This is a genomic window from Kribbella antibiotica (assembly GCF_004349055.1).
Taxonomy (GTDB): domain Bacteria; phylum Actinomycetota; class Actinomycetes; order Propionibacteriales; family Kribbellaceae; genus Kribbella; species Kribbella antibiotica.
This window is the reverse complement of sequence record NZ_SMKX01000218.1, coordinates 1-12,238: the sequence shown is the minus strand read 5'-3', so window position 1 is coordinate 12,238 and position 12,238 is coordinate 1. Positions and strand designations below refer to the sequence as shown.

14 protein-coding genes are annotated in these 12,238 nt (G+C 67.7%); 5 read left to right on the top strand and 9 right to left on the bottom strand.

The window, feature by feature from the left end; genetic code table 11:
* The 3 genes from E1263_RS39610 to mshA all read right to left on the bottom strand — a co-directional run.
* The coding region (locus tag E1263_RS39610) for a 2,3-bisphosphoglycerate-dependent phosphoglycerate mutase (protein ID WP_238161990.1) at window positions 1-520 on the bottom strand (520 nt) is incomplete at its 3' end.
* Between the two features lie 10 nt (window positions 521-530).
* A complete protein-coding gene (locus E1263_RS39605; protein WP_132177134.1) occupies window positions 531-1,019 on the bottom strand; it encodes a type III secretion system chaperone family protein in 489 nt (162 codons plus the stop codon).
* On the bottom strand, window positions 1,016-2,257 hold the full coding sequence (gene mshA, locus E1263_RS39600) for a D-inositol-3-phosphate glycosyltransferase (protein WP_132177136.1): 1,242 nt from the start codon (window positions 2,255-2,257) through the stop codon (window positions 1,016-1,018). The genes E1263_RS39605 and mshA overlap by 4 nt, the downstream gene beginning before the upstream one ends.
* Before the next feature lie 140 nt (window positions 2,258-2,397).
* On the opposite strand from mshA, the gene E1263_RS39595 reads away from it, so the two are divergent.
* The 4 genes from E1263_RS39595 to E1263_RS39580 all read left to right on the top strand — a co-directional run bounded on the left by E1263_RS39595 (window position 2,398) and on the right by E1263_RS39580 (window position 6,900).
* Window positions 2,398-3,384, top strand: coding sequence for a hypothetical protein (locus E1263_RS39595; protein WP_202869278.1), 987 nt, complete (start codon window positions 2,398-2,400; stop codon window positions 3,382-3,384).
* The gene (locus E1263_RS39590) at window positions 3,381-4,130 is read left to right on the top strand and encodes an SDR family NAD(P)-dependent oxidoreductase (protein WP_132177132.1); all 750 of its coding nucleotides are present in this window, start codon (window positions 3,381-3,383) and stop codon (window positions 4,128-4,130) included. Before E1263_RS39595 ends, E1263_RS39590 begins: the two co-directional genes overlap by 4 nt.
* A 166-nt stretch (window positions 4,131-4,296) precedes the next feature.
* Window positions 4,297-6,159: a translational GTPase TypA gene (gene typA, locus E1263_RS39585; RefSeq protein WP_132177130.1), complete on the top strand. Its 1,863-nt coding sequence runs from the start codon at window positions 4,297-4,299 to the stop codon at window positions 6,157-6,159.
* Between the two features lie 198 nt (window positions 6,160-6,357).
* Window positions 6,358-6,900, top strand: coding sequence for a L,D-transpeptidase (locus E1263_RS39580; protein ID WP_132177128.1), 543 nt, complete (start codon window positions 6,358-6,360; stop codon window positions 6,898-6,900).
* Window positions 6,901-6,929: 29 nt separating this feature from the next.
* Here E1263_RS39580 and E1263_RS39575 read toward each other — a convergent pair whose 3' ends face one another.
* Entirely contained in the window at window positions 6,930-7,433 is a 504-nt protein-coding gene (locus E1263_RS39575) for a macro domain-containing protein (RefSeq protein WP_132177126.1), read from the bottom strand.
* 134 nt (window positions 7,434-7,567) lie between these two features.
* Here E1263_RS39575 and E1263_RS39570 point away from each other — a divergent pair, with 134 nt between their 5' ends.
* Entirely contained in the window at window positions 7,568-8,359 is a 792-nt protein-coding gene (locus E1263_RS39570; protein WP_132177124.1) for a L,D-transpeptidase family protein, read from the top strand.
* Window positions 8,360-8,366: 7 nt separating this feature from the next.
* Here E1263_RS39570 and E1263_RS39565 read toward each other — a convergent pair whose 3' ends face one another.
* From E1263_RS39565 to ygfZ, 5 genes are all read right to left on the bottom strand, one after another.
* Window positions 8,367-8,717 carry a DUF2516 family protein gene (locus tag E1263_RS39565; RefSeq protein WP_132177122.1) on the bottom strand — a complete coding sequence of 117 codons (351 nt, stop codon included), beginning with the start codon at window positions 8,715-8,717 and terminating at the stop codon, window positions 8,367-8,369.
* A 132-nt stretch (window positions 8,718-8,849) separates the two neighbouring features.
* Window positions 8,850-9,404, bottom strand: a complete 555-nt coding sequence (locus E1263_RS39560; protein ID WP_132177120.1) for a hypothetical protein — start codon at window positions 9,402-9,404, stop codon at window positions 8,850-8,852.
* A 32-nt stretch (window positions 9,405-9,436) separates the two neighbouring features.
* Window positions 9,437-9,922, bottom strand: a complete 486-nt coding sequence (locus tag E1263_RS39555; RefSeq protein ID WP_132177118.1) for a helix-turn-helix domain-containing protein — start codon at window positions 9,920-9,922, stop codon at window positions 9,437-9,439.
* A gap of 79 nt (window positions 9,923-10,001) precedes the next feature.
* Window positions 10,002-10,958, bottom strand: a complete 957-nt coding sequence (locus E1263_RS39550; protein ID WP_132177116.1) for an asparaginase — start codon at window positions 10,956-10,958, stop codon at window positions 10,002-10,004.
* A 59-nt stretch (window positions 10,959-11,017) separates the two neighbouring features.
* Window positions 11,018-12,010 (bottom strand): CAF17-like 4Fe-4S cluster assembly/insertion protein YgfZ, encoded by a 993-nt coding sequence (ygfZ, locus tag E1263_RS39545; RefSeq protein ID WP_132177114.1) that lies wholly within the window; start codon window positions 12,008-12,010, stop codon window positions 11,018-11,020.
* Between the last annotated feature and the right edge of the window lie 228 nt (window positions 12,011-12,238).

The following is a 12,238-nucleotide window of genomic DNA, read 5'->3' as shown; positions in this document are numbered from 1 at the left end:
CGAGGAGGCGCACCGCGGCGGTGAGCTGCTCCGCGACCGCGGCCTGCTCCCCGACGTCCTGCACACCTCCCTGCTGCACCGCGCGATCCGCACCGCGAACATCGCCCTCGAGGTCGCCGGCCTGGTCGAACTCGGAGCCGCGCTCGATGGCGGGCGGCGGGGTGTCGTAGGAGCGGCGGAAGAGCATGAACTGCTCCTCGCCGAGCTCCTCGAGGGTCTGCTTCTTGTCCTTGCCCTGCAGGGCGCCGTAGTGGCGCTCGTTGAGGCGCCAGGAGCGGCGGACGTCGATCCACGAGCGGCCGGCGACCTCGAGGGCGATGTTCGCGGTGCGGATCGCGCGGTGCAGCAGGGAGGTGTGCAGGACGTCGGGGAGCAGGCCGCGGTCGCGGAGCAGCTCACCGCCGCGGTGCGCCTCCTCGACACCCTGGGCGTTCAGGTCGACGTCGACCCAGCCCGTGAAGAGGTTCTTCGCGTTCCAGTCGCTGTGGCCGTGGCGGAGCAGGATCAGGCGATAGGTCATGGAGGTGAGTTTACTGAGGTTCCAGCCAGCCCTTGAACGCGTCCAGGTTCCGGGTCGACTCACCGCGGGAGATCCGCCAGTCGTACTCCTTGCGGATCGACGAGGCGAAGCCCAGCTCCAGGATCGTGTTGAACGACGAATCCGAATACTCCAGTACGGCACCCAGCAGCCGATCCACCTCTGTCGGCGTGATCGAGTGCAGCGGGACCCGGCCGTCCAGGTGGATGTCGCCGAGATGGTCGACGGCGAAGGCGACGCCGTACATCTTGAGGTTCTTCTCGAGCATCCAGCGGTAGACGGCCGCGTGGTTCTCGTCGGGGTGCCGGGCCACGAAGGCGTGCACCTGGACCGATTGCGCACCGACCGTCAGCGAAACCGTGGTCTTGAGCTTGCGCTCCCCCGGCAAATCGGCGCTGAAGACTCCCGGCGACGACTCGGTGAACTCGATCTCGTTCTCGGTCAGCACCTGACGGATCACATCCGCCGCGGACACCCTCATTCAGAAAACACCTCAGCCGCCATGGTCTCCGCCGCGGTCCGGTACGCCGCGAGCGTCTTACGAGCGGTCAGTTCCCAACCGAAGCCCTGCGCATGCTTGACCGCCGCGCGGCTCATCGTCTCGCGAGTGTGCGGATCCGTCGCGATCCGGGCCAGCGCGTCGGCGAAGTCGTCGACCCCATGCCCGTCGACCAGCAGGCCGGTCTGCCCGTTGGCCACTGCGGTTGTCAGACCGCCCACGGCGGCCGCGACGACCGGCGTACCGCAGGCTTGGGCCTCCAAAGCGACCAGGCCGAAGGACTCCGAGTACGACGGCACGCAGACGACCGAGGCTGCTCGGTACCACTCGGCCAGCCCGCTGCGCTCCATCGGCTTCACGAACCGGGTCACATCGTCGACCCCGAGCGCCCGCGCCAGCTCAGCATGCGCTTCCGGGTGCTCCATCCCGTTGCCCGACGGCCCACCGATGATCGCCACCACCAACCGCGAACGCAACGACGGATCGCGCTCCAGCATCCGCGCGGCCGCCCGGATCAGCAGGTCTGGGGCCTTCAGTGGCTGGATGCGCCCGACAAACGCCAGTACGACGGCATCCTCCGGCACGCCGACTGATCGCCGAGCCGCCGACTGGTCGCCGGGCACGAACACTTCGAGATCCACGCCGGGGTTGACGACACCGACCTTCGCGGGTTGAGCGCCGTACAGGCTGATGAGCTCGTGGGCCTCGTCCGGAGTGTTGGCCAGCAGACGATCCGCAGACTCGACCACCTGCTCCTCGCCGATCACCCGAGCGGACGGTTCCGGTACGTCGCCCTCGGCCAGGCTGAGGTTCTTGACCTTCGCCATCGTGTGCATCGTGTGCACGAGCGGGATCGCCCAGCGGTCGCGCGCCAGCAACCCGACCTGCCCGGACAGCCAGTAGTGCGAGTGGATCACGTCGTACCAGCCGGGCTCGTGGATCGCCTCGGCGCGCAGGACAGCGCGGGCGAACGTGCACAGCTGAGCCGGGAGCTCGTTCTTGGTGAGGCCCTCATACGGACCGGCGGCGACGTTGCGAACCGTCACGCCAGGCATCAGCTCGATCCGCGACGGGAGCGCCGACGTGGTCGCCCGGGTGAAGACGTCGACCTCGATCCCGAGCTCCGCGAGCTGTTTGGACAACTCGACGACGTACACGTTCATGCCACCGGCGTCCCCGGTCCCCGGCTGGTCGAGCGGCGAGGTGTGCAGGCTGATCATCGCGACCCGCCGCGGCGGACGGTCGGTGGACGGCGGCAGACTCACGCTGCCAGCGTACGCCCGTAAGTGGAGGTAACTCCCCTATGGGAGGCGCTCTGGGCCCACTGTGCGATCAGGTCCGCACCGGAAGCCTTGAGGGCATGCACAACGTCCTCGCCGAAGTACGAACCTGGCATCGCCCCTTGATGCTGATGGTGTCCGCCATGGCCGCCCTGGTCCTCGTCTCCGCCATCGGTCTGCTGGTCGACAGCCGCGAGATCCTCAACGAGTCCGTCTGGATCAAGCCGTTCAAATTCGCCTTCTCCTTCGCCGCGTACGGCGCCGCCCTGGCCTGGCTGCTGTCCCGGCTGAAGAAGGCGAAGCGGTTCGGCTGGTGGACCGGTACCGTCTTCGCGCTCTCCGGCATCATCGACGTCGGTTTCATCGCCGTCCAGGCCGCTCGGGGCACGTTCAGCCACTTCAACACCAGCACCGACAAGGTCACCGCGATCGGTGCCCAGGTCTTCTCGATCGGTGTGCTCAGCCTCTTCACCGCCAGCCTGGTGATCGCGATCATGCTGCTGTTCCAGAAGATCGGCGACAAGCCGCTGACCAGGGCGATCCGGGCCGGTGTCGGTCTGGCGTTCGCGGGGATGGCCGTCGCGCTCGTTCTGTCCCGCGGAGACGGTGAGCGGGACCACGTGACCGATGCGTACGGGCGACCGGTCGAGCTCAGCGGCGGTCACAGCATCGGCGTCGAGCCGGGCGGGTCCGGTCTGCCGATCACACGCTGGAGCACCGAGGGCGGCGACCTCCGGGTCTCGCACTTCTTCGGCATGCATGCGCTGCACGCGCTGCTGGCGCTCGTCCTGCTCTTGATGGTGCTGGCGACCCGGGTGACCTGGCTCCGCGCGGAACGCGTCCGTGCGCAGCTCGTGAGTGTGGCCGCCTTCGCCTACACCGGCCTGATGACCGTCACCGCGTTCCAGGCCTTCCGCGGCCACTCGGTCATCCGCGTCGACGGCGCGACTGGCGCCGTACTGGCTGGTTTTGCGGTCGTCACTGTGGTGGCTCTCACGCTGGTTGTGCGCAAAGCGGTGAGACAGGTTCCCGAACCCCGGACGGAGTTTGCGAGACTCGGGGTATGACTTCGAATGACCGTCCTCTTGCCGTGGTGACCGGAGCGAGCAGCGGAATCGGGGCCGCCACGGCCCGCCGGCTGGCCAAGGACGGGTTCGAGGTGATCGCGGCCGCGCGCCGGCTGGACCGGATCGAGGCGCTGGCCAAGGAGATCGACGGCCGGGCGGTGCAGTGCGACGTGACGTCGGCCGAGGATGTTGCAGCGCTGGCCGCAACTGTCGGTGACCGGCTGGATCTCCTGGTGAACAACGCCGGCGGCGCATTCGGCGCGGAGCCGGTGGCCGACGCCGATCTGGATGCCTGGCGGCGGATGTTCGAGGTGAACGTGATCGGCGTCGCCGCCGTCACGAAGTCGTTGCTCCCGGCCCTTATCGCCGGGAGCGGCACGATCATCGTGATGGGATCGACCGCTGGGCAGGTCGCCTACGAGAACGGCGGCGGGTACGTCGCTGCCAAGCACGCCACGAAGGCGGTCGTCGACACCCTGCGCCTGGAGCTGTTCGACCAGCCGGTGCGGGTCACCGAGATCGCCCCCGGCATGGTGAAGAGCGAGGGATTCGCCCTCACCCGCTTCGAGGGCGACCAGGCCAAGGCCGACGCCGTGTACGCCGGAGTGGCCGAGCCGCTCACCTCGGACGACATCGCGGACATCGTCAGCTGGGTCGCCACCCGCCCGGCGCACGTCAACCTCGACCGGATCACCGTCCGGCCGCGCGCCCAGGCCGCTCAGCACAAGGTGCACCGCGTGCTGTAGGTGCCCGGCATCACACGTTTAGTCGATACCAAGCGCGGCCGGTAGGATAGAGGCGCTGTGCCCTGCGTCGAGTGGCCCCTGTTTTAGCAAAAACAACAACGGCCGTGATTCACAACGCGCCGTAGCCACCGCCTGACACCCAGTCTACTGCTTGGAGCGCTTCCCCATGCCTGTCCGTAACGACCTGCGCAACGTCGCGATCGTGGCCCACGTCGACCACGGGAAGACCACCCTGGTCGACGCGATGCTGTGGCAGTCCGGCGCCTTCGGCGCCCACCAGCACGTGGACGAGCGGGCGATGGACTCCGGTGACCTGGAGCGCGAAAAGGGCATCACCATCCTCGCGAAGAACACCGCCGTCCGGCACAAGATGGCCAGCGGCGAGACCGTCACGGTCAACATCATCGACACCCCCGGCCACGCCGACTTCGGTGGTGAGGTCGAGCGCGGCCTGTCGATGGTGGACGCGATCGTGCTGCTCGTCGACGCCTCCGAGGGCCCGCTGCCGCAGACCCGGTTCGTGCTCCGCAAGGCGCTCGCGCGCCGGATGCCGGTCATCCTCGTGGTGAACAAGGTCGACCGTCCGGACTCCCGGATCGCCGAGGTTGTCGACGAGACCTACGAGCTCTTCCTGGATCTGCTCGACCACGACGCCGACCAGAGTGCCCTCGACTTCCCGGTCGTCTACGCGTCGGCCCGCGCCGGTCGCGCCTCGCTGACCCAGCCGGCCGATGGTGGCCTGCCGGATTCGGAGGACCTCGAGCCGCTGTTCGAGACGATCATGGCCAACGTGCCGGCCCCGGAGTACACCGAGGACGCGCCGCTGCAGGCCCACGTCACCAACCTGGACGCCTCGCCGTTCCTCGGCCGGCTCGCGCTGGTCCGGGTCCACGAAGGCACCCTGAAGAAGGGCTCCCAGGTCGCGTGGTGCAAGCACGACGGCACCATCCAGAAGGTCAAGATCACCGAGCTGCTGATCACCGAGGCGCTCGAGCGCGTGCCGGGCGACTCCGCCGGACCGGGTGACATCGTCGCGATCGCCGGTATCCCCGAGATCATGATCGGCGACACCCTGGCCGACCCGGAGAACCCGATCGCCCTGCCGTTCATCACGGTGGACGAGCCGGCCATCTCGATGACCATCGGTACCAACAGCTCGCCGCTGGCCGGCCGGGTCAAGGGCACCAAGGTCACCGCCCGCCTGGTCAAGGACCGGCTCGACCGTGAGCTGATCGGTAACGTCTCGATCAAGGTCCTGCCGACCGAGCGTCCCGACACCTGGGAGGTGCAGGGCCGTGGCGAGCTGGCGCTGGCCATCCTGGTCGAGCAGATGCGTCGTGAGGGCTACGAGCTGACCGTCGGCAAGCCGCAGGTGGTCACCAAGGACATCGACGGCAAGCGCCACGAGCCGGTCGAGCGTCTGACCATCGACTGCCCCGAGGAGTACCTCGGTACGGTCACCCAGCTGCTCGCGGTCCGCAAGGGCCGCATGGAGCAGATGACCAACCACGGCACCGGCTGGGTCCGGATGGAGTTCCTGGTTCCGGCGCGTGGCCTGATCGGCTTCCGCACCGAGTTCCTCACCGACACCCGCGGTACCGGTATCGCGCACCACGTCTTCGAGGGTTACGAGCTGTGGTTCGGCGAGCTGCGCACCCGCCCGTCGGGTTCGCTGGTCTCCGACCGTACCGGCGTCACGACGTCGTACGCGATGGTGAACCTGCAGGAGCGCGGCACGATGTTCTGCGAGCCGGGCACCGATGTCTACGAGGGCATGGTGATCGGCGAGAACTCGCGCGCCGACGACATGGACGTCAACATCACGCGTGAGAAGAAGATGACCAACGTCCGGTCGAACGCGGACGAGTTCGAGAAGCTGGTTCCGGCCCGCAAGCTGTCGCTCGAGCAGTCGCTGGAGTTCTGCCGCGAGGACGAGTGCGTCGAGGTCACGCCGGACGCGATCCGGATCCGCAAGCTCGCCCTGACGCAGATCGAGCGCGCCAAGCTGGGCCGCAAGAACAAGGCCTGATTCGGCCGTCGTTCGTCTTTTCGGAACACGGTTCGGCAACGTCGTCCTCGGTGAGCTGCGTCGAAATACACGGGTGTGATACACCCTTTTTCGGCTGGTCACCGGGGACTTCGTCCCGAACCGTTACCAACCTATCGACGCTTCGCGGCGTCTGACTCTGTGAACAGCAAAACTTCAGTTGGGGGAAGGACGAACACCATGGGGATTCTGCGCAAGCTCGGCGCCACCGTGACCGCCGTCGCATTCGTGGGGGTCGGTGCACTGACAGCCGGTACGACGGCTCAGGCCGCACCGCAGGTCGCACCCAAGACCTCCGTGGCCGTGGCGCAGAAGGCCGTCGCCAAGACCAAGTACATCGGTCGCTACCACCTGGACCCGCGGTGCATGAAGGGCCGCGTCATGTGCATCAACAAGAAGACCCGCAAGCTGGTCTATCTGGTCAACGGCAAGCAGGTGTACGTCCTGGACGCCCGCTTCGGCGGCAGCAAGACGCCGACCCGCAACGGCGCCTTCAAGGTCACCCGCAAGTCCAAGAACCACGTCTCGACGCTCTACAAGTCGAAGATGCCGTACGCGATGTTCTTCAGCGGCGGCCAGGCCGTCCACTACTCGTCGGACTTCAAGGCCCGCGGCTACAACGGCTCCTCGCACGGCTGCGTCAACATCCGCGACAAGGCCAAGCTCGCCAAGATCTTCGGCCAGGTCAAGGTCGGCGACAAGGTCGTCGTCTACGCCGGCTGATCCACTGCACTCTCACAGCGGCCGAGGCTTCACGCCTCGGCCGCTGTTGCTTTTCCGAACGCCTTGTACAGCCGCGGCTCCACCAGACAGAACGTCGCCGTCTCGACACCACTCGCCGTACGGCGCAGTGTCCCGACCGCGATCTCGGCCGCCGACCGCGCCGGCCACCCGAAGATCCCGGCCGACACCGCCGGCAGGGCAAGCGTCTTCACACCCAACTCGTCTGCGATCCGCAAAGCGTTGCGGTAACACGATTCCAGCACCGCCGGGTCTCGTTGCCCAGCGGTGTAATTCGGCCCGACCACATGGATCACGTACGACGCGGGCAGCTCCCCCGCTGTCGTCCACACAGCATCCCCGGGTGACGCTCCGCGGGGATAGCGCTCCATCAGCTCGGCGAGAACCTCCGGGCCGCCTGCTCGATGGATTGCTCCGTCGACACCGCCTCCGCCGCGCAGAGCGTGGTGAGCGGCGTTCACGATCGCGTCGGCGGGCACGGTGGTGATGTCCGCCGTGCTCAGGACGATGTCCATCTGGGGCTCTCCGGTCACGAGTTGCTTACGACGGGTGTGGGGTGGCGGTAAGTAATTTACGCTGGGGGGTCAACAAAAGTGGCTGTGAGGACGTCCTACGGGGTACGGGGACAATGTCGACGGAGGAGTGTCCGATGCGCGCGCTGATCATTCGCAACGTGGTGGCCGGGGTGGTTGCCGGTGCGGCGGTTGCGGGGCTGCTGGGGGCAGGGCTCGTCGCGAAGGCGGCGCCGGTCGAGGTGAAGACGGTGCCGTTCGAGGTCCAGGGACAGCTGCCGATCTACCCGAAGGCGTTGTACAAGTACGGCGCGACGAGTGTCGCCGTACGGAAGCTTGAGGCTCGGTTGATTCAGCTGAAGCTGCTGGACAAGCGGTATCTGGACAACGAGTACGGGACGATGACCCGCGGTGCGGTGAAGAAATTCCAGCAGAACAAGGGGATTCCGCCGCTCGGCTATGTCGACCAGAACACGTGGGACAAGCTGGTCGCGGCCACCAAGGAGCCGACGCAGAAGGAGCTCTACCCGCCGGTGCCGGTGGTGGACGGGCGGAAGCTGGATGCGCGGTGCGCGACCGGGGTGGCGTTGTGCATCGACAAGACGACGCGCAAACTCCGGTACGTCGTCGATGGCGTCGTCAAGATGCAGTTCGACGTACGGTTCGGGGCGGTCAAGACGGCGACCCGAGAGGGCGGCTTCACGGTCGGCTGGAAGAGCCGGAACCACGTGTCGAAGCTGTACGACTCACCGATGCCGTACGCGATGTTCTTCAGCGGCGGTCAGGCGGTGCACTACTCGTCGGACTTCGCGGCCCGTGGCTACAACGGCGCGTCGCACGGCTGCGTGAACGTCCGGGACCTGGCCAAGATCAAGGCCCTGTTCGACCTGGTCCACGTCGGCGACAAGGTCATCGTCTACCGCTCGTAACGGGTGCTTAGAGCGGACGGGGGCCCCGGCGACGCCGAATGCCCCAGCCGCCCCGGCCACGGCCGGTAGCGGCGCGCAGGGCCGGGCGAGCGTCGACCAGGTAGACACCGGCAGCGGCGATCCCGATCAGGCCGGTGAAACTCAGCCATCCCTGGAAGAGCTGGCTGAGCGAGAAGACAACCAGGATCAGCACCCAGCCGGGCTTGGTCAGCTTGTCCGCGGCGAGGAAGACCGCCCGCGGCCGGAAGGCCGCATCGACGAGCGCGACCAGCTTCAGCGCGAGCACCACCCACCAGATGATCTCGAACGGGCCCGCGAACCCCGGGAAGAGGGTCGGGAACGTGGCGAGTGGGAGCATGCCCCCGAGCCTAGCCGAAAGACCGGGCGGCCCACCCCCGTCGTACACGGGAGCAGGCCGCCCAGGCGCAAAGATTTACCCGATCAGGGGTGAAAACTACTCCCTGTCATCGCGAAGCGAGACGAGGCAGATTCAGTCGCCGATCTTGGCGGCGGCGTCGGTGGTGGCCTTGGCGGCCGTCTGCGCGGTCTTCTTGGCCGCGGTGGTGGTCGCCTTGACGTTGCGCTGCGCGGTCGTGGCGGTCTTCTTGACCGTGGTGCGGGTGGCCTTGGCCTTGCTCACCGTGGTCTTCGCGGCGGCCTCGAGGTCCGTGGTGGCCTTCTGCGAGCGGATCCGTCCGACCAGGTCCTTGCCGCGACCGGCGAGGTCCTCGTAGGTCTCCTCGGCCTGGCCGAGAACGGTGGTCAGACCGGCCTGCGCGACGGCCGGCAGCTCACGCAGCTTGGCCGGGGCGGTGCGGGCGTCGGCGACGATGGCCTCGAAGCGCTTGGTCAGCTCGGCCTGAGCCTTGGTCAGCTCGGCGGTGAGCTCGGTCTGACGCTTGGTGATCTCGGCCTGCACGGTCTTCTGGTCGAGCTTCGCGAACCGGGTGCTGACGTCGTCGCTGACCGCGCGGAACTTCTCCACGGCCAGGTCGCCGGCGCCGGCGATCGCGTACAGGGGGGTGACGGGGGTGCGGGTAGCCATCAGGCTTCTCCTAGAAATATTCGGCGAGGTCGTTACGAGGTGGTGCTGGGTCGTGCAGGGGTCTTCTTGGCCGCAGCCCTCTTCTTGGGCGTCGCTGCCTTGGGCTGCGACGCCGCGGGCGGCGCTGCGGCGGTCTCGTCGGCGGGCGTGTTCTCACGGACGAAGGAGCCGTACACATCCAGCAGGACCCGCTTCTGCCGCTCGTTGAGCAGCGGGTCGAGCAGGACGGCGTCAACCACTCCGGAGGCGCGCTGGCCGTCCGAGCCGTCGTCCGGATCGAGGATGCCGGCCCGTACATACAGAGTCTCCGCAGAGATCCGCAACGCCTTCGCGAGCTGCTGCAGCACATCGGCCGACGGTTTCCGCAGGCCGCGCTCGATCTGGCTCAAGTACGGGTTCGACACACCGGCCAGATCGGACAGTTGCCGCAACGACAACTGCGCCTGCCGCCGCTGCTCGGCAAGGTACTCACCAACGGAGCCCACCGAACCGGCAACACGATCACTCAATCTGGCCATGTCCCCAGTGTGCTAGCAGGGTGCTTGCAATTGCAAGCAGACCGGCCGTGACCTCACTCACGCACTGCGTAACAAGCGCTTAACCCAGGGTCGGGGCGTGCGGCCGCACCGAGCCGACCGGTACGCCGCCGCCCAGCAGCGGGAATTGCGACTGCTGCTCGATGACCTCGTGCTCGATCCCGAGCTTCCGCAGTACGGCGGCCATCACGACCGCCCGGGCTCGCGGCGTACCGTCCTCGATCTTGACCGCGATCCCGCGACCGTCTTCGAGACCGACCGCATAAACGGCCTCGGCGCCCACCTTGCAGAACAGCCCGGGAATCGCCCGCATCAGTGCGGTCTCGTCCCGCATACTCCCGCTGGCGTACTCGGGGTACGCGCGGTAGGCGTCCTTGATCTTCGCCTCGAGCGTGCCGGCCTCGGCAGCGGCGAACAGCCCGAACGAACGGGCTAGGCCGGCCAAGCTGATCGCGAGGATCGGCGCACCACAGCCGTCGACTGCGACGTACGAGACCTTCTCCCCCGCGGTGTCCTCGACTGCAGTGCGAATGACCTGCTGCAGCGGGTGGTCAGCGTCGCGGTAGGTGTCGAGCGGCCAGTCGTTGACCACGCAGGTGAGGAGCATCGCGGCGTGCTTGCCGGAGCAGTTCATCACGATCGATTCCTGGCCGTGGCCCGCCTTGACCCAGGCGTCGCGGACGGCGTCTTCCAGCGGGTACGCCGGGGGTGTCTGCAGGGCCGACTCGTCGAGCTTCCCGAGCGCGAGGATCTCGCGGACGCCGTCGACGTGGAACGGCTCACCCGAGTGCGAGGCCGCGGCCAGGGACAGCAGCTTCCCGTCCAGCGGAAGGCCGTGGCGGAGCATGCCCAACGCCTGCATCGGCTTGTTGGAGGACCTGGGGAACATCGGCTGGTCGACGATGCCGACCGACCAGGAGACGCTGCCGTCGGGGTCTGTCACCACGACGGAGCCGCGGTGGTGGCCCTCCACGAAACCGCTACGGACGACATCGGCCAGGATCACAGGTTCGCTCACGCCACGAACTGTACGGGCAGAATGTCAGGGGCAAAAAGCGATCTTGCGAATGATCCGGCTCACAACCGGGCGCGAACGTGCAGACCGACCTCAGGGTCGACCAGGAGCTCCTGGGTAGCGGTCACTGTCGGCTGATCCTCGGCCACGACCTCGAGGTCGGCTGCGGGGTCGACGTTGCGCTTGACCAGCGCGAGCGCGATCGGGCCGAGCTCGTGGTGCCGGGCCGCGGACCCGATGAAGCCGACCTGCTTCGCACCGACCTGTACGGCGTACCCATGCGCGGGCAGGTGGTCGACCGAGCCGTCGAGCAGCAGCCGGACCAGGCGGCGCGGCGGGCGGCCGAGGTTGTGGACGCGCGCGACCGTCTCCTGCCCGCGGTAGCAACCCTTTTCCAGGTGTACGCCGACACCCAGCCAACCGAGCTCGTTCGGGATGGCGCGCTCGTCGGTGTCCAGGCCGAGGCGCGGGTGACCGGCCTCGATCCGGAGCGCTTCGTACGCCCAGATTCCAGCCGCCGGACCTTCCAGGCCCGCGAGCTCGGCGCGCGGCAGGAAGACCTCGTGACCGCCGAGCGAGTCCGCACCGGAACGCGTCAGGTGCTCACCAGCGGCCGGTCCCGGGCGCCAGACAATCGCGTAGTCGGCCGTCACGTCGGCGATCTCGACGCGGGTCATGAAGACCATCTTCTGCAACCACTCGACCAGCGCGGCCGCCGCACCAGGCTCGGTGTGCAGCCAGAACGTCTCGCCGTCGTCCACGCCGTACATCGCGTGCTCAACGTGGCCGGTCGGCGACAGCAGGAGCGCGGTGGTCGACGTACCGGGCTTGAGGCCTTCGAAGTACTGCGTGGTGAGCGCATGCAGCCAGGTCAGCCGGTCCGGGCCCTTGATCGTGACGACGTCGCGGTGCGACAGGTCGACGAAGGCCTGGCCCGCCACGATGGCTCGCTGCTCCCGCAGATCCGAGCCGTAGTGCGCCGCGACTCCGGCGTCGAGTCCGTTGGCCTCGACGGCCGCGGGCCGGTCAAGCAGGGGGCTGCGGTTCCGTGACATGTCACCAGACTACGTCGCCCGTCGTACGGCGATCGCCGATCCCCATTTGGTGGGCTGACCCATGCGGTTGTGGGTGGGCTAGCTGCATGCGGTTGGCCCACCCACAACCCGGCGGGCTGCCCCACCAAATGCGCTCGGGCGGCGGTCGGCGTACTGAGCTGACCAAATGACACTGCCCGCCGGGCTGTGGCTCCGGCGGGCAGTGTGGGGGGGTGGAGGGGTGGTTAG

What these genes read in the sequence shown, in the direction of transcription:
- ygfZ (WP_132177114.1), bottom strand. Translation starts at nt 12,010, where the DNA reads ATGTCACGGAACCGCAGCCCCCTGCTTGACCGGCCCGCGGCCGTCGAG.
- E1263_RS39570 (WP_132177124.1), top strand. Translation starts at nt 7,568, where the DNA reads ATGCGCGCGCTGATCATTCGCAACGTGGTGGCCGGGGTGGTTGCCGGT.
- typA (WP_132177130.1), top strand. Translation starts at nt 4,297, where the DNA reads ATGCCTGTCCGTAACGACCTGCGCAACGTCGCGATCGTGGCCCACGTC.
- E1263_RS39580 (WP_132177128.1), top strand. Translation starts at nt 6,358, where the DNA reads ATGGGGATTCTGCGCAAGCTCGGCGCCACCGTGACCGCCGTCGCATTC.
- E1263_RS39605 (WP_132177134.1), bottom strand. Translation starts at nt 1,019, where the DNA reads ATGAGGGTGTCCGCGGCGGATGTGATCCGTCAGGTGCTGACCGAGAAC.
- mshA (WP_132177136.1), bottom strand. Translation starts at nt 2,257, where the DNA reads ATGATCAGCCTGCACACCTCGCCGCTCGACCAGCCGGGGACCGGGGAC.
- E1263_RS39560 (WP_132177120.1), bottom strand. Translation starts at nt 9,404, where the DNA reads ATGGCTACCCGCACCCCCGTCACCCCCCTGTACGCGATCGCCGGCGCC.
- E1263_RS39595 (WP_202869278.1), top strand. Translation starts at nt 2,398, where the DNA reads ATGCACAACGTCCTCGCCGAAGTACGAACCTGGCATCGCCCCTTGATG.
- E1263_RS39555 (WP_132177118.1), bottom strand. Translation starts at nt 9,922, where the DNA reads ATGGCCAGATTGAGTGATCGTGTTGCCGGTTCGGTGGGCTCCGTTGGT.
- E1263_RS39590 (WP_132177132.1), top strand. Translation starts at nt 3,381, where the DNA reads ATGACTTCGAATGACCGTCCTCTTGCCGTGGTGACCGGAGCGAGCAGC.
- E1263_RS39565 (WP_132177122.1), bottom strand. Translation starts at nt 8,717, where the DNA reads ATGCTCCCACTCGCCACGTTCCCGACCCTCTTCCCGGGGTTCGCGGGC.
- E1263_RS39575 (WP_132177126.1), bottom strand. Translation starts at nt 7,433, where the DNA reads ATGGACATCGTCCTGAGCACGGCGGACATCACCACCGTGCCCGCCGAC.